Raw genomic sequence first — 17,039 nt, forward strand, 5'->3', positions numbered from 1 at the left:
ATTATTATCCCTTGGCCAAGCCGGCGTAGAATTTCAGTAATCGACGCCCTTCAACGTCCCAGTTATAGCGCTCAGTGACGGCCTTCTGACCGTTACGCCCCATCTGCTCGGCACGTTCGGGGTTCTCTATTATAAAATCGATCGCGTCGGCAATAGACTGTGGACTCAGCGGGTCTACACAAACCCCACAGTCATTTCCTTCAATAATTTCACGCCACAGGGGAAAATTAGAAGCAATAACTGGGATTCCCGAAGACATATACTCGAACATCTTGTTGGGCTGGGCATCGACATGATTGGGCAGCGGATAAAAAGTTACCAAACCTGCAGCCGACCGTCCCAAAATATCACGCACCTCGGAACGACCCAACTGGCCACATTGATTAACGGAAGACCATCCATTCTTTTTCTTAACATCAACCTCAACACCGGGCTCAGAAAAATTACCCACCAGATTCAGCCGCGAACCCGTATGAACAAGCCCCATCGCCTCAACAACTTCGCTAATACCTCGGATCGAGGTGATCCCGCCCACATAGCAAACTTCCTGTTTTTTTTCGCCCCATGCGACATCAGCAGCAAGTTCACCCACCAAGGGAAAGTTATTAATATCTACAACATTCGCATTGATAGACAAAAACTTATCTCGTATATATGGCGTCGCGGTCAAAATGCCATCCATCTTACGACAGGCGAAACGTTCATAAACGGAAAACAGGAAAGAAATAACTCTGCGCGAGGCCGGGCGCAAATAGGGCTTACTCAATATTTGCTTAGGAACATCCTCATGGGAGTCAAAAATTACAATTTTTCCAAGCTTCTTTAATTTAAGCCCGACTGGAATCAATTCAGGATCGTGCAAATGATAAATATCAGCCTGAAGAGAGGCCGCTTTTTTGTAAACCATCTTGGTAGTTTTGAACATTCGATTCAAGCGTCCACGCAAGAATCCCACATCCACAATATTGACTCCATCAGCCTTTTCGTCGCCCTTACCATCAGCGACTACTAACGAAACGTCATAACCATGCGCAGCCAATGTCTTGCATTCTTTCTGAAAAATGCGAATATCGAAACGAGTATGAGCTGAAGTTACATGTGCCACTTTCAAAAAGGCGTCTCCATTATTATATCTTTAAGAATAAACACTGAGACGCCGTCCCAGAAGCTTCTGCAGGAAGACTTGAGACTTTTTGGCAAACGCCTGCAACTTATCCCAACTCTTAAAGTCAGAGTAATCATGGATTGGGGCTTGCATTAACTCATCGAACTGTTGCCGGTTGACTCGCATTTTTTTACAGAAATAATCAATATCATTCTCTAGTTCATCTGCGGCATATAAAGGCTCCGCAAGCTTAACAATCGCCTCCTCACGCGACATCTGCCCAGAAAGAATCATGCTGGAATAGTGCAGCTTACGCTTGTCATAGCCAAACTTGGTAGGGAGATAGTAATTCTGAAACAGCTTGGTGAAGATGGACTCACCATGCTTGCGAGCATATGACCTATATCCCACTGTTTCCTGAAGGTACTTTTCCGCTTCGCGCTTATCATATTCCATAAAGTTCAGCGGCCTTACAGTTCGCATTCCTTTAGCAAAAGGATACCAAAAATAATACTCAAAAAAGCTAATAGTCTTATAATCACGCAAAGGTTTGGAACCGTACGTTCTATGAATGTCTTTTAGGTTAATAGCATCCATCGCACTTCCGTGCCAAGAATCTGGAAATACTGCCTCGGTTGCAAGATTCCCACCGCTCAGAATGTATTTAATATCATTCTTCACCGCAAAGTGATACATGCTCGAAAAAAACGCATGATCTTGAGGAACATCTTGATTGGCTACTGCAGCCTTCATATAAGAAAGCTGCAAGTCACGCATCTCCTCCCAGTTCATGACGTGGGTATGAAGATCGTATCCGCAATGTTTGATAATTTTCTCAATGTTACTAACCGCAAGCTCGCTGTTCCAACCTGCATCGACGTGCACGACTAATGGACGCAGTCCGAAATCCTTGATCTTTACAGCCAAATAAGAGCTGTCAACCCCACCACTCAAACCGATAATGCAATCGTATTCTTTACCAGCCCCTTCCTTCTTTATCTTGTCCACAATGTTTTGCAGCCGGGTCTTTCCGTCAACCCCGCTAAACAATTGAAGAGACTGTACCTCATCAAATCTATGACAATGATTGCAAACGCCATGCTCGTCAAACTTGATATTCGCGTCAGTCTCATCCATCACACAGCGTGAACATACTTTATACACAGTCTTCCCTCTCGAATTCATTACAACTACTTTTCGCTTTCAAATCAATAATGACGGTACGAGCAGGCTCTAGGTACTCATCAAGATTCAAGAAAAGCAATTTATTTACTTCCGGACATGGACTGATTAAGGTCCGGATAACTTATCAAAACCGCTTTATGCTTTCCGTGAAAAACAAAAAAACTTCCCGCTGCGACCGCCGACACGCCCGCCTTTTCAAAGGGTTCGTTAAGATCAGCTATTGAACCCGCCCCACCACATGCGACGACAGGTATATGAACCCCAGCAACAACCGACTTGATGAGCGGTATGTCAAACCCTTGCATCGTTCCATCGCGATCTATGGAGTTCAGGAATATTTCCCCGGCTCCGGCATCCTCGACTCTCTTTGCCCACTCGACTGGTGAAACTTTTGTATCTTTCGTACCTGATTGAGAATAGACCGAATAGCGGCCTAGTAAACTTTTCTTACAATCGATAGAACAGACGACGCTTTGAGAACCGAATTGATCAGCTATTTTTCGAAGAAGCTCGACGTCTGCCAAAGCTGCGGTATTCAGGGCTATTTTTTCAACGCCCAAAGCAAAAACACGTTGTGCGTGCTCCAGCGTACGAATACCACCACCATAACAAATAGGCATGAAACATTCGCCGGCCACTTCCGCTAACAGCTCATAGTCAGGTTCACGACCTAATATAGACGCTTCTATATCCAGTAGAACCAGCTCATCAACTTCTTTTTCATTGAAAATACGAATGGCATTAACAGGGTCGCCCACATATTTCGGAGACTTAAACTTCACCGTTTTAACCAGTCCCCTGTCCTTTAACAGCAAACATGGAATTACGCGTTTTCTCTGCATCAGATTAACTCGACGAAATTCTTGAAAAGCTGCATGCCGAAGCGATGACTCTTTTCAGGATGGAACTGAAAACCGAAAATATTATCTTTGGCGACCGCAGCCGTAAATTTCTGCCCATAATCAGCCGTCAGAAGCGTGTCGCGCTCATTGTCAGGGCACATGTAATAGCCATGCACAAAATAATAGCGACTTTCCTCTGTCAGACCTCGAACCAATGGATGCTCATAATTACAGGAGACATGGCTCCACCCCATGTGAGGCACTTTTCGTTCTGGGCGCTTCTCAAAACGCTTGATATCCATATCAATCCAGCCTAACCCTGGTTCGACACCCTCCTCAGAACGACGCCCCAGCATCTGCGACCCCAAGCATACTCCCATCACAGGTTTACGAGCGACAAGCACCTGTTGATTAAGTACATCTATGAGACCGCTCTCACGCAGGGTTTTCATTCCGGCATCAAACGCACCAACACCGGGCAAAATCAGCTTTTCTGCGTTTACAATATCGTCGACTAGGTTGGAGGACTTGGCCTTCGCCCCAACTCGCTTCAACATATTCAGCACCGAGGCTATATTCCCCACGCCATAATCGACCACTACAATCATGAGGAAACTCCCTTAGCACAACGATATGACATCGCAAAATAAATAACATACATTATGGCATAGCTTGCCGAGTACCACCACAGGGCCTCCGTCACCTCCCCCGCGAGCAGAAAGCATGCCGCCGTGATGACCAGTAACCCCAGTTGCCAAATCAGGTCCAATCCTTGTCGTTGGGCAATATAGATAGTGTAACTAAGAGGGCTCACGACAAAACGCATATAAAACATGGGGATAAGTAAAATTGCATACTTCCCTGACTCAATCCATTCTGTACCAAATACAAACATGAACGCCCACTCACCCAACCACCAAAATAAAAGAAATGGCGGAAAGGCTAATAGGGAGAGGACAATGAAAGTACGCAAGAAAACGGAACGGCAAGAGCCCGTCACCCTGTAATCCCGAGCGGCTTGCTCTTTGAACACATCCAGGACTGAAGTAGCAAGCAGGGTAATGGGTGCCCCCATCATTTTTATTGTTAGTGCGAACCAGCCTGCAGCCTCCGCGCCAAATCGGGAGGCTATCAAGATGACAGGTAATTGGCTGGCGATGGTGTTGATCAGATCAGCGGGCAGCGAGAACTTTGGAAAGTCCCTGTATCTGTACGCGACGCTTTTAACTGAACCAATACTTTCACTCCAGCATGCTTTTAGCCAAGAGCGATCAAACCAAAAAAATACCAACAGCGTAGCCAATAGCACACCAACCGCTTGGCCGTAGATCAGGCCGCTGACTCCCAACGCGAAATAACCAGCCACCACCTGAGCCACCGCGACAGCGCCCGCCAGAGCAATTCTGGCAACGCCAAGTTTGTTAAAGGCTTGTTGAAAAGCCAATAACGAAAGGAGTGCTTTATTAGCCCCCATCCCAAAGACAACAAAAGCCAGGACAAGGGAGTAACTTTTGACTATCGGCGGAATTTCCTCAACAAACGAACTCACAACTGCGATTAAAAACGTAGCTAAAATCGACAGTGCAACGGTTATCAGCAAGACCAGTTTAATGATCGATTTTGAGTCATCCTTCGTATCACCGCTGAACAACGCCAACTCATAACGCCCCGTGACCAAAACAGCCATTATCGTAGCGAATGAAAGCCAAACGTTAAATGATCCCAATTCTTCTGGAGAGTACAGCCTTACCAGAAGCAGCATCACACCCAACGATATCAACTGGGCCCCTAGAGTCCCAACGAGCACACTTCTTACTCGAGAAAAGAATTGACTCTTCAAGCTATACTCCTAGTCCTGCTCTTGGACTCCCTAGAGAAAGCCATCAACATTAGAAGCAACAGCATGAAGAAAATACCAGAACCTAACAAAACCGTTGGCAACGATTGCTCAACAATTTTAGTTACGAAGAGCAATGCAACGGGCATCGCAATGAACATGGAGCGCTTCATGTAAAGAAGATTCAACAACATAACAATCACAGCAACAATAAAAGCCTCGATTATTACTGCCGTGTACCCAAGCCTCAGATAGGCCACCGCAAAAAAATTCACGTTGGCATTAGTTTCCGAATTATTATAAATATACTCACCAATTCGAAACGTGATCGATTCACTTTTGCTAAAACCGGACAAAAGACCTATTGCTGTATCGCTATAATTATTAATCCCGTACGAGTCGTAAAACAGCTCCGCAGCCCCCAACATTGTGGCGGGTACGGTATAGGCTCGCCTAATCAGATAGTCATTCAGGTAAGAATACCCCATAAGCTCGAACTCAAGAAAACCTGCAAGCAACAAGCCTATTGCACCAAACAGCAACCAAGAGACATTGACCTTTCCATAATATCTAAAATAGGTCATCAGAACATAAACCAAAAATAAAACAACAAAGGGATATTTCTGCCCAAAGGCTCCCCACAGGATCAAAACGTTAACAACCCCAAGCCAAAAGAAGAAATTGGATTTTTTATAGACTCCCCAAGCAAATAAAACAGGAAAAAATGCCTGCGTCCCTATCGACGCAATATATCCATCTATAGATCCTGCTGAAAAAACGTCGCGTGCGATAGCACGTCGAAGGTATTGACCAGAAAAGTCGAGAGAAAAAAACGACATACTTTTGAGCAGAATAAACACCAAAACCAATATATTAACTACTGAAACAATAAACAGATATCTTTCACCACTACTGGATTGACCGCTGTCACGACGAAATTTAATCTTATTAATAAGTGAGACAAGAACAACACCCATCAGCACTGACAAACACAGCCCAGAAAATGGGCTGGCCTCTGGGTAAAATGCGTTCGCCCCGTTCAAAACAAGCGCATGAGGCACGATAACCAAAAACAGCAAGGCTACGACGATATCCCCAGGCTTACTTATACTTGAACCGCATAAAAGAGAACTGCCCACAGCTAAAAGCAACAAGTAAACGATCTGGAGGCCATCCAAGCTTTTCTGGGAGGCCCCCATATAGTCATACAGCAAGTACAGATAATTATTATTCATCCACAACAACAGGACAAAATAGACAAAAAAGTACAAGGCATTCAAAAAAGTTGCTTTATCAACTTTTAAAGAAATGTACATAGCTTAACCAGCCACCGCAGCACAAATAATTGCGACAGCCTCGTCACCCAGATACGGATGCATTGGCAAACTCATGACCTGTTCTGCGACGCGGTCTCCCGTAGGTAAATGGGCGTTTGCATCGGCTACAGCGGGCTGCTTGTTCAACGGGATGGGATAATGAACTGCCGTCGGAATGCCCTGCTTCTTTAACTTATCTTGTAACTGGTCACGCTCGTCAACAAGAATTGTATATTGAGCATAGGCACTGGTGTTCCATTCTTCCACATAAGGGATTGTCTTTACCCCCAAGGCCTCGAGTGACTCACCGTACAACCTTGCAACACGCTGACGTTGCTCAAGCTCCTTTTCAAAAATTTCAAGTTTTGGCAAGAGAATTGCCGCTTGAAGCGTATCCAGGCGACTATTAACTCCCACGCGCACATGGTGATAGCGGCGGTCCTGTCCGTGCCTGGCGATTTGACGCAGTACTTTGGCCAATTCGTCATCATTGGTAAAAATCGCGCCACCATCCCCATAGCATCCCAGCGGTTTGCTTGGAAAGAAGCTAGTACACGCTATTGTGGTGAGGTTGCAGGAGCGTTTCCCTTTGTAGGTAGCGCCAAAGCTTTGTGCTGCGTCTTCGATTACTGGGATTGAGTATTTAACGGCAATCGCATTAATCGCATCGTAGTCTGCACATTGCCCGTATAGAGAAACCGGAATGATAGCTTTCGTACGCGGGGTAATTGCTGCTTCCAGCTTTTGCGGGTCAAGATTATATGTGCGTGGATCAATATCCACATACACCGGTTTTGCGCCGAGCAAGGCAACTGTCTCGGCGGTCGCAATATAGGTGAAACCAGGTGTTATAACTTCGTCACCCGGGCCAATTCCCAGCGCCATTTGAGCGATTTGCAAGGCGTCTGTGCCATTGGCGCAAGTTATGCAGTGTTTAGCGCCAACAAACTGAGCGAGTTTTTCCTCGAGCTCCGCTACCTCTGGGCCGAGAATGTACTGGCCGTGGCTCAAGACGCGCTGGATGCCGGCATCGATCTTGTCCTTGATACGTGCTTGCTGGCTTTTCAGGTCAATGAATTCAATCATGCTCAGGCATCCGTCTTGTTCAAAAGTTTTCCGTTCAGCACGTAGCGCGCTCCCGTATGCGAGCAGAAGGCCTCACCCTGCTCGTTCAACTGCAATTGCTCGCCAAATTCGCTCATCCAGCCAATCTGCCGTGCGGGCACACCCACCATCAATGCATAGGCCGGTACATCCTTGTTGATGACCGCGCCAGCACCGACGAAGGCATATTCACCAATGGTAACGCCGCAGACGATGGTGCAATTGGCGCCAAGCGTCGCGCCCTTTTTTACCAGCGTATCGAGGTACTGGTCCTTGCGCTCGATCAGCGAACGCGGATTATAGACATTGGTGAAGACCATGCTGGGGCCACAGAATACGCCCTCTTCCAGCGTGACATTGTCGTAGACCGAAACATTGTTCTGGATCTTACAGCGGTCGCCGATCACGACTTTGTTGCCCACGAACACATTCTGACCGAGCGAAACGCCGACACCGATGCGGGCGCCCGCGCAAACATGGACAAAGTGCCAGACACGGGAGTTTTCACCGATCTGCGCGCCCTCATCGACGATCGCGCTGGGGTGCTGATAGTAACTCATGGCTTCAGACTCACATTAGACTGAGGTTGATCGAAAGCACGCTGCAGTGGCTCGGCAGCATAGTGCCCATAACGACGTGCACCTACCTCGTTGAGGTGGTGGCTGTCACGGTAGATGAGCAAACCTTGCTGGTAAGGCGCAGCGGCAAAGAAGCTGCTATTGGAAAGGTCCAGGAAACGCACGCCCGGCGTGCGGTCGACAATGGCCTGCACTTGCTGGTTGGCAACCTGCCACTCACGATTGAATGTCAATGGCACCGGCAGGCCAAGCTCGGTAAAGCGCCTTACCCGCTGCACGTCTGTTTCAAACATTGGTACCTGAGCAAGCACCACGATATGTTTATGGGCTCCTGCAGTATCGACGAGAAATTCAGCAAGCGCCTTGGCGAATGCTTGGCTCTGCATCTGGTACTGCCACATGCCTGCGACAATCACCCGCTCCACCTTCGGCAACTCACGAGCCACGGCCTCGATCTGCGCGCGGCAAGGTTTTTGCGCCCAGGCTGGCAGGCGTTCAATGTCAAAGCCGGGGATAGGCACGCAACTGCTGGCAGTGAGCACGCGGTAAGCAACGCCCTGCTCTTCGCCCACCTGGTCGAAGAAGTAGTTCAATTGGGCAGCATGGCTATCGCCAATTACCAGAACGGACACTTCGGCATCCGCCTTGCCTCGCTTGCACGCGCCCACTTGGGTGCCATGGCAGATAAGCTCTGGAGCAGCATAACGGGTGAGTTCCACAGACAACGGAGCGACCAGCGAGGCGTTGACACGTTGTCCACCCCACGCCACCAGCGCGACCACAGCACCGGTTACAGCCCACTTGGGTAGCTGGCGCATCATGCCGGAAGCGTTTCTGGCGGGTGTTTCGACCAAGCGATAGGAAAGCCATGCCAGCAGTACAGAGCTGGCCACGAAAATCGGCAACCATGCAGCCGTCAGCTCGTACTGCCCCGTGTAATAGCGAATGAACGCCAGCACCGGCCAATGCCACAGGTACAACGAATAGGAAATACCACCGATCCAGACCATCGGCCGAGTGGCTAGCAACGCGCTGACCGGACCACGCCGGGCAACGATGAGCAGCCCTGCCGCGACACAAGGCAGGATAGACCAGAAGCCTGGGAAGTGTTGCTTATCGATAGCCAGCACCGCCCAAGCCAGCAGGATTGCGCCCAGCCCACCGAATACGCTTGCAAGTAACATGGGCAGCTCGCGCTGGCGCATCAGCAAGGCAACGATGGCACCGACCATGAATTCGGGAATCCGTGCCGACAGGGCAAAGTACATCCCTTCTTGCGATTCGCCCAGTCCACGGTAGCCGCTCCAGGCAAACAGACTGGCGGCTAGCAAGGCAAACGTTATGAGACGCCATTGCTTTGGCAAGCAAATGACCAGCACCGGGAAGAACAGATAGAACTGCATCTCGATGGCCAATGACCAGGTATGCAGAAGCGGCAATTCATCGGCCCGCGGCGCGAAATAACTGCCGAAGCCAGAGAAGTACTGGTTGCTGGTAAACAACGCCGAGGACTTCAGGCTGTCGAGGAAAAATGCGAAGTCATCAGGCAGAAACAGGAGCGCGGACAGCGCGGACACCACCACCAGCATGACGAAATACGCCGGCAGAATGCGCTTGATGCGGCTGGCATAGAATGAAACGAGATCGACCTTGTCGCTTCGCTCGGTCAACAATGCCGTTATGATGAAGCCAGAGATGACAAAAAAGATGTCGACGCCGACATAGCCGGCTTTCAGCCAGCCACTATTGGCGTGATAAAGCATGACCGCCAGCACCGCGATTGCACGCAAGCCCTGAATATCGAGACGAATGCTGCGCATGCGGCGCATCTCGCCCGCTTCGTTTGGCTTGTTGAAATTATCGTTCGACACGCTGGCTTGCGATCCTGCTTGGGAAACTTGAAACGGGTGGCGCAAGGCCACCCGTGTTGTCTCGCCGATCAGCGAGAAAGGGCTTGGACGAACGGATGCGCTTCGTTGTCCGCTGCAACGACGATGGCCGCACTGCGAATGGTGTTGACCGTCTCCACGCAGTGGCGAGCATCCTCGATGCCATAACCACGCCCAGCCAGGATTTCCTCGTAGCTGGTGGTGTGCAGGTCAGTGAAGCCTTCGGAGAACTCCATTTCCTCACCGTTGACGGTAATCGAACGGTAAGTTGGCTTCTTGCCCTTTACCGACTCCGGCAGGTCGTTGGCGTCGACCGACAGGAACCAGCGTACACGTGCTTTCTCGTACTCCAGGTAACCGGCCGCCTTGTGTTCGGAAGTGAAGTGCACAACGTTGCGCTGCAACTTGCCGAAGATGAAGTGCAGCATGTCGTAGAAGTGCACGCCAATGTTGGTGGCTACGCCGAAGGACTTGCGTGGGTCACCTTTCCAGCTTTGCAGGTACCACTTGCCACGGGAAGTAATGTAGGTCAGGTCGACTTCGTACTTGTGCGGGTTGTTCTCGCGGGCAACTTTGTCCTTCAAGGCAATGATTGCCTGGTGATGGCGCAGTTGCAGGATGTTGAACAGGCGCTTGCCGGTTTCCTGCTCGATCAGGGCCAACTGGTCCAACTGCTGCGGGGTCGGCACTAGCGGTTTTTCGCAGATCACGTCACAGCCCAGGCGCAGACCAGCGGCAATGTGCGGTTGGTGCAGGTAGTTGGGCGAGCAGATCGACACGTAATCCAAGGCGTTCGCTGGGTCGCGCTTGAGGCTGTGAGCGTGATCAAGGAAGAACTCGAACTCGGTAAAGAATTCGCTTTGCGGTGAAATGCTGTCGATGATGCCTACCGAGTCATTGATGTCATAAGCGGACACCAATGTATTGCCGGTATCCTTAATGGCGCGCATATGGCGGGGGGCGATATAACCGGCAGCACCAATTAGAGCAAAACGTTTCATCCAGAACTCTCCTGTCATCAAGCTTTGATAATGTTCGATTGAGGGGCGCGATATTTACCACGACTATCGATGATCAGTTGAGCATGTTGGCTGATAAGCTCATAGTCGAACTTATCGTGGTCGGTGGCCAGGATGACAGCATCATAAGCTTTTAGAACTTCAGCCGTCAGAGGCTCACTGGAAAGGTCAAAGTGGTGCTCGCGCATCTTCGGAAACTTCAAGACGTGCGGATCGGAGTACCCTACGACGCCACCTTTGGCCTCGATCAGTTCCATGATTTCAACCGAAGGCGACTCACGCATATCATCTACGTTCTTCTTGTAGGCGATACCAAGCACTAGAATCTTGCTGCCTTTCAAAGGTTTACCGCGCTCATTCAAGCCGTCCATCAACTTGCTCAGGACGTACTCCGGCATGGCCTGGTTGACCTCTCCCGAAAGCTCGATAAACCGTGTATGCAAACCATACTCACGGGCTTTCCAAGTCAGGTAGAACGGGTCGATTGGAATGCAGTGACCACCGAGACCAGGGCCAGGGTAGTAGGCAGTAAAACCGAAGGGCTTGGTTGCAGCGGCGTCGACCACTTCGAAAATATCGATGCCCATGCGGTCAGCGACCACTTTCATCTCATTCACCAAACCGATATTGACCGCACGGTGGATATTTTCCAGTAGCTTGGTCATTTCAGCTGCTTTGGTAGAGCTGACCTGCACAACCTGGTCAATCGCGTGCTCATAGAGAGCGACACCGACCTCGAGGCACTCAGGCGTATGACCACCGATTACCTTTGGAATGGTACGGGTTTCAAAGTTGGGATTGCCCGGATCTTCGCGCTCCGGAGAATAAACCAGGAAGATATCCTCACCAACACGCAGTCCTTTCTCTTGGACACGTGGTAGCAGCTCTTCTTCTGTCGTGCCCGGATAGGTTGTACTTTCAAGAGAAACGACTTGGCCCGCCCTTAAATAGGGTTTTATCGCATCAGTCGTATTTATCACAAAACTCATATCGGGTTCGCGATATTTATTTAATGGTGTCGGTACGCAGAGAATCAGCGCATCACATTCAGGCACACGAGTAAAATCGGTAGTGGCTTCAAATCCGTTTTGGCAAGCGGCTTCGATTTTTTCGCCAGGAATGTGCTCGATGTAGCTTTTACCTGAATTCAGAAGTTCAACTTTTGAACTATCGATATCAAGCCCAATGACTTTAAACCCGATCGCATTATAACGCAGCATCAAAGGCAGGCCGACGTATCCAAGACCGACGATACCGATGACGGCCTCTTTTGCTTTAAATTTGGCGACGCTCGCCTGCTTTATGCTCGACATCCAACTCTCCATTTAACTTGTCAAAACCATCTAATTCATCAGAGCTATGAATCAAGCCTGAATCCGCCTGACCCCTACCATTGCACAACTGGCAAACCTCCGCCTCAGCCCGCCGAACGGATGCTGGACGCTTTCACTTCAGTTCTTGCCAAAACTCATTATGGAGCAGCATCTCCGGCGCCTACCGCCGACTCTCCAGATGTCCCCACCATGCACAAATTTCGATACGCCACAGGCCTGTTGCTACCGACCTCCGAACGAGACGGCCATCCCGTCCCTCACAAACCGCCATTATGCCTGTTATGTAGCAAAATGGCTTTCCTGGATTGTACTTTACTGAGTTCTGACTAGTTTTTGCAGGGCTTGCTTCAGTTGAACGGCTCGCCTTTGCCATCATTATGACATCTAACCACTGAGACCCGCCCCGTCGGAGCACCTCGTGACTACAACCGATGGAGCCTCGGCACACATTAAAACCATGAACACTTAGAGTTATTCGCCACACCAATAAAAAACCCGCCTTACGAAGATAATCCTCATAAAGACGGGCTCAAACAAGCATTCGGAATTCTCTCTAAAGAGTTACGAAAATACTTTAGGATCGAAAAATTGACCATCTCAACCCTGCACTTGCTGTTCCTTACTCCGAATAACCGCAAATCGAATTAACGCAATGAAACTACCCAGCATCCCGCCAGCAATAATGCCCAGCAGCAAAATCAAAGCCTTTCTTGGTTTAATCGGGCTTTGCGGCACTTCAACGCTGCCATCTTGCCGATAAACCGAAATGCTGTCTGGATCAATATTCAACTTACGATAAAAGCTGTATCGCATTTGGAGCGAACGCAAATCCGATATGAAGGCGTCGTCAGAAGCCCTCGACTCCAGCGCTTTCACTTCCGCAGCCAAGGCTTTGCTGCCTCGCTGGTAATCCATTTTATTGCCAGTTTCTACCGTTATATCAACAGCCGCCGTAGAGTTTATACTCGGGCTGGTGAGACCAATCGCTTCTGCAATCTTCAACGCTTCGCGCAACTGCTGAATCCGATCCTCACGTATTCGCTGCGCAGTCTCGCGCAAACCGACAATACGCTGCTCCAGATTACGCGCTCTTACCGCAGCCTCAGCCGTAACGTTCTTGATCAGCTCTGACTCAGCCGCTTCACTGGCGCGTGCCACATAAGCCTTCGCCCACTCCGTAGCTCGAACGGGATCTCCGCCCTGGACCGTTACCGAATAGCGATCCGGCGTATCCTTACCAGGCCCCTTGATTATGAGCTCTCGAGAGAAACGTTCGTACAATCGGTCGAGCGCGCCCGTTCGCTGGGATTCATCAAGTGAAGGAAGATAAACTTCATTGAAGAATGTCTGACGAAGAGATTCACCCTGTAAGTTTCGGGCAAATACGTCATAGACATGCTTGATGGAATAAGGATCCAGCTCAGTGCTTTTCCCTCGACCATAGTTCAACTCAGCAATACCATTCTGAGTAGGAGGCATGATAAAAAGTTGAGCTTGGTAGACCGGTTTGCTGAGGTACGCATAAGCAGCTGCCCCCACGGTAACCAACAAGGTGACCGCAAGGATCAACCACTTTTGCCCCCAGAGCCCGCGCGCAAGTGCGATCAGATCGATTTCATTGGTGCCCTGGGTTTCAATACGATTATTTGGCATGGGTGATTCCGCCTCCCTTTTTTGGCATTGCGTCGACAGACACATCGAACTCACTAAAAGGCAAGACAGGCACAGCGATAGACTGGATCAAGTTAAATTTGAACAAAACGCACCCAAAGTCAGAAAAAATTGTTGGCCGTGATCCTTACACCAAGACTACTGGGCTCACATATCCATTATTTCGGCCGTCTACGCATTCCCAGGAACCACGCAAGCGACGGCCCGACTATCATACCAGCGAGAAGCGCCAGGATCACGAAAACCGAGACGGGAAGCTGCGGAGCTGACCAGCCCAGAAACAGGAGTGCGACCGGCTGGTTGTTTTCAAGTACGAACAGGACAATAGCCGAGGCCACAAGTAGCGCCAGTACGACAAGGGCCAAACGCTTAAAGTTCCGCATGAAGACTCCTCTGTTTAGGTGCTGCGTCAGAGCTCATCCCCCTCCTCCTCATTGACACGATCCCTAAGCTCTTTGCCCGGCTTGAAATGAGGGACAAACTTTCCATCGAGGCTGACAGATTGACCGGTCTTTGGATTTCGACCTACACGCGGGGCGCGGTAATGCAGGGAAAAGCTGCCAAAACCACGGATTTCAATACGATCCCCCGTTGCCAGGCACTGGGACATTTGTTCAAGCATGGTCTTGATGGCCAGCTCCACATCCTTGGATGAGAGTAGCCCTTGATGGGTGACAATTCGTTCGATCAACTCCGACTTCGTCATATTTTTCCCTTCTTTTTCAAGCAGCTAGGAAAATCGCTTGAAAAGGTTTTAGCATGACCGGAGGGATTTGAACAGCCCAAGTATTGACATTCTTCACCAGTCCCTTGTTGCTTCTTTCCATGCAGACAGGAAGTTTTCCTCAAGCTATCGACAGATGACCAGCATCGTACGAGTCAAATAGCCAGCCGGATTAAAACCAAAAGGGTACTGATCGTCATCCCTCGCGTCGTCGGACCGGGTAATGACCTTGTAGCCAGCCCCCTTGCACTCCCTGGCAGCCCTCTTATGGCACTTCTCCCAGCCAGAACCCAGCCCCGAACAGTCGACCTCGATACCACTGACTCCACGCACTGCATGGGTCTTGGCGCTCGTAGAGCAACCCGCCACCACCAGGACACTCAACACCAGAAAGAGCCTATTCATTCAATTCCTTTAGACAAAGACCCAGATCGATCACTTATACAAGCCGGAGCCTTGCCCTGAATAGACGAGGATCGGCTTCATAAAAGAGACATCTTGGTCGCAGGAATGGTTTCGCAATATCCCAAATGAACACCATCATCGACAACGGCTTGCAGGAAGCAAAGGGCTATGAAATATCGCACCCACAAAAAAGGGCGACCGAAGTCGCCCTTTTTCATGGTCTGACAGAACTCAGTTCTGTTTTTCCATTTGTGCACGCAACAGGTCGCCCAGAGTGGTAGGACCAGCAGCAATGTCAGAGGTAGCTGGCTTGTCGCGCAGGCTCTGGATTGCTTCTTTCTCTTCAGCATCGTCTTTCGACTTGATGGAGAGCTGGATTACGCGGCTCTTGCGGTCAACGCTGATGATCTTGGCTTCTACTTCTTCGCCTTCTTTCAGAACGTTGCGCGCGTCTTCAACGCGGTCACGGCTGATTTCGGAGGCTTTCAGAGTCGCTTCGATATCGTCGGCCAGGGTGATGATGGCGCCTTTGGCGTCAACTTCTTTCACGATGCCCTTAACGATTGCGCCTTTGTCGTTCTCTTGAACGTACTCGGAGAACGGATCGCTTTCCAGTTGCTTGATGCCCAGGGAGATACGCTCGCGCTCTGGGTCAACCGACAGGATAACGGTGTCCAGCTCGTCGCCCTTCTTGAAACGGCGTACGGCTTCTTCGCCCACTTCGTTCCAGGAGATGTCGGACAGGTGAACCAGGCCGTCGATGCCGCCGTCCAGACCAATGAAGATACCGAAATCGGTGATCGACTTGATGGTGCCGGAGATTTTATCGCCCTTGTTGAACTGGCCAGAGAAGTCTTCCCATGGGTTGGACTTGCACTGCTTGATGCCGAGGGAGATACGACGACGCTCTTCGTCGATGTCCAGAACCATGACTTCCACTTCGTCGCCGACTTGTACGACTTTCGAAGGGTGGATGTTCTTGTTGGTCCAGTCCATTTCGGAAACGTGTACCAGGCCTTCAACGCCTTCTTCCAGCTCAGCGAAGCAGCCGTAGTCGGTGAGGTTGGTAACACGAGCGGTGACGCGGGTGCCTTCTGGGTAACGGGCTTTGATAGCAACCCATGGATCTTCACCCAGCTGCTTGAGGCCCAGGGAAACACGATTGCGCTCGCGATCGTACTTCAGAACCTTGACATCGATCTCGTCGCCAACGTTGACGATTTCCGAAGGATGCTTGATACGCTTCCAGGCCATGTCGGTGATGTGCAGCAGGCCATCGACGCCACCCAGATCGACGAATGCGCCGTAATCGGTGAGGTTCTTGACGATACCCTTGACCTGCTGGCCTTCCTGCAGCGATTCCAGCAGAGCTTCACGCTCGGCGGAGTTCTCGGCTTCCAGGACACTGCGACGGGAAACGACAACGTTGTTGCGCTTCTGGTCCAGCTTGATGACCTTGAATTCCAGCTCTTTGCCTTCCAGGTGCGTGGTGTCGCGCACTGGACGGACGTCAACCAGGGAACCTGGCAGGAACGCACGGATGCCGTTAACGTCGACAGTGAAGCCGCCTTTAACCTTACCGTTGATAACGCCCTTGACCACTTCCTCAGCTGCGAAAGCCGCTTCCAGAACGATCCAGCATTCAGCGCGCTTGGCTTTTTCACGGGACAGCTTGGTTTCACCAAAGCCATCTTCAACCGAGTCCAGCGCAACGTGAACTTCGTCACCGACGTTGATGTTCAGTTCGCCAGCGTCGTTGTAGAACTGCTCAAGCGGGATGAGTGCTTCAGACTTCAGACCAGCGTGAACGGTTACCCAGCGAGCTTGGTAATCGATATCAACGATAACACCGGTGATGATGGAGCCTGCCTGAAGGTTCAGGGTTTTCAGGCTTTCTTCAAAGAGTTCCGCAAAGCTTTCGCTCATTTTAATTCCTGTTGATTAGGGCGAAGAATACGCCCGCCTCCACACCCCAGACGGTGTGGGTTAGTTTCATATAAAAGAAGCATCGCAGGACTATGACTGGTCCC

16 protein-coding genes are annotated in these 17,039 nt (G+C 50.1%); all 16 read right to left on the reverse strand.

The window, feature by feature from the left end; genetic code table 11:
* Positions 1 to 4: 4 nt before the first annotated feature.
* The gene (locus tag AO356_RS03380) at positions 5 to 1,105 is read right to left on the reverse strand and encodes a glycosyltransferase family 4 protein (protein ID WP_310650587.1); all 1,101 of its coding nucleotides are present in this window, start codon (positions 1,103 to 1,105) and stop codon (positions 5 to 7) included.
* A gap of 30 nt (positions 1,106 to 1,135) precedes the next feature.
* The gene (locus AO356_RS03385) at positions 1,136 to 2,269 is read right to left on the reverse strand and encodes an N-acetyl sugar amidotransferase (RefSeq protein ID WP_103308852.1); all 1,134 of its coding nucleotides are present in this window, start codon (positions 2,267 to 2,269) and stop codon (positions 1,136 to 1,138) included.
* Positions 2,270 to 2,370: 101 nt separating this feature from the next.
* Positions 2,371 to 3,132 (reverse strand): AglZ/HisF2 family acetamidino modification protein, encoded by a 762-nt coding sequence (locus AO356_RS03390; RefSeq protein WP_060738580.1) that lies wholly within the window; start codon positions 3,130 to 3,132, stop codon positions 2,371 to 2,373.
* Positions 3,132 to 3,740: an imidazole glycerol phosphate synthase subunit HisH gene (hisH, locus tag AO356_RS03395; protein ID WP_060738581.1), complete on the reverse strand. Its 609-nt coding sequence runs from the start codon at positions 3,738 to 3,740 to the stop codon at positions 3,132 to 3,134. Before hisH ends, AO356_RS03390 begins: the two co-directional genes overlap by 1 nt.
* Complete coding sequence (locus tag AO356_RS03400; protein WP_060738582.1) at positions 3,737 to 4,972, reverse strand: oligosaccharide flippase family protein; 1,236 nt, start codon at positions 4,970 to 4,972, stop codon at positions 3,737 to 3,739. Before AO356_RS03400 ends, hisH begins: the two co-directional genes overlap by 4 nt.
* Positions 4,969 to 6,285: a hypothetical protein gene (locus AO356_RS32785; RefSeq protein ID WP_203225775.1), complete on the reverse strand. Its 1,317-nt coding sequence runs from the start codon at positions 6,283 to 6,285 to the stop codon at positions 4,969 to 4,971. The genes AO356_RS03400 and AO356_RS32785 overlap by 4 nt, the downstream gene beginning before the upstream one ends.
* Before the next feature lie 3 nt (positions 6,286 to 6,288).
* A complete protein-coding gene (locus AO356_RS03410; protein WP_060738583.1) occupies positions 6,289 to 7,371 on the reverse strand; it encodes a DegT/DnrJ/EryC1/StrS family aminotransferase in 1,083 nt (360 codons plus the stop codon).
* A 2-nt stretch (positions 7,372 to 7,373) separates the two neighbouring features.
* Positions 7,374 to 7,949: a UDP-2-acetamido-3-amino-2,3-dideoxy-D-glucuronate N-acetyltransferase gene (wbpD, locus tag AO356_RS03415; protein WP_060738584.1), complete on the reverse strand. Its 576-nt coding sequence runs from the start codon at positions 7,947 to 7,949 to the stop codon at positions 7,374 to 7,376.
* A complete protein-coding gene (locus tag AO356_RS03420; protein ID WP_060743065.1) occupies positions 7,946 to 9,796 on the reverse strand; it encodes an acyltransferase family protein in 1,851 nt (616 codons plus the stop codon). The genes wbpD and AO356_RS03420 overlap by 4 nt, the downstream gene beginning before the upstream one ends.
* A 110-nt stretch (positions 9,797 to 9,906) precedes the next feature.
* Positions 9,907 to 10,857: a UDP-N-acetyl-2-amino-2-deoxy-D-glucuronate oxidase gene (gene wbpB, locus AO356_RS03425; protein ID WP_060738585.1), complete on the reverse strand. Its 951-nt coding sequence runs from the start codon at positions 10,855 to 10,857 to the stop codon at positions 9,907 to 9,909.
* A gap of 17 nt (positions 10,858 to 10,874) precedes the next feature.
* Positions 10,875 to 12,188: a UDP-N-acetyl-D-glucosamine 6-dehydrogenase gene (wbpA, locus tag AO356_RS03430; RefSeq protein WP_060738586.1), complete on the reverse strand. Its 1,314-nt coding sequence runs from the start codon at positions 12,186 to 12,188 to the stop codon at positions 10,875 to 10,877.
* Between the two features lie 618 nt (positions 12,189 to 12,806).
* Positions 12,807 to 13,862, reverse strand: a complete 1,056-nt coding sequence (locus AO356_RS03435; protein ID WP_060738587.1) for an LPS O-antigen chain length determinant protein WzzB — start codon at positions 13,860 to 13,862, stop codon at positions 12,807 to 12,809.
* Positions 13,863 to 14,038: 176 nt separating this feature from the next.
* Complete coding sequence (locus tag AO356_RS03440) at positions 14,039 to 14,263, reverse strand: lipopolysaccharide assembly protein LapA domain-containing protein (protein ID WP_041475801.1); 225 nt, start codon at positions 14,261 to 14,263, stop codon at positions 14,039 to 14,041.
* Between the two features lie 26 nt (positions 14,264 to 14,289).
* Complete coding sequence (gene ihfB, locus AO356_RS03445; protein WP_003199243.1) at positions 14,290 to 14,586, reverse strand: integration host factor subunit beta; 297 nt, start codon at positions 14,584 to 14,586, stop codon at positions 14,290 to 14,292.
* Positions 14,587 to 14,730: 144 nt separating this feature from the next.
* Positions 14,731 to 15,009 carry a hypothetical protein gene (locus tag AO356_RS32960; RefSeq protein WP_060738588.1) on the reverse strand — a complete coding sequence of 93 codons (279 nt, stop codon included), beginning with the start codon at positions 15,007 to 15,009 and terminating at the stop codon, positions 14,731 to 14,733.
* Positions 15,010 to 15,240: 231 nt separating this feature from the next.
* Complete coding sequence (gene rpsA, locus AO356_RS03455; RefSeq protein WP_060738589.1) at positions 15,241 to 16,935, reverse strand: 30S ribosomal protein S1; 1,695 nt, start codon at positions 16,933 to 16,935, stop codon at positions 15,241 to 15,243.
* Between the last annotated feature and the right edge of the window lie 104 nt (positions 16,936 to 17,039).

Origin of the sequence: Pseudomonas fluorescens (assembly GCF_001307275.1) — a bacterium.
Lineage (GTDB): Bacteria > Pseudomonadota > Gammaproteobacteria > Pseudomonadales > Pseudomonadaceae > Aquipseudomonas > Aquipseudomonas fluorescens_AA.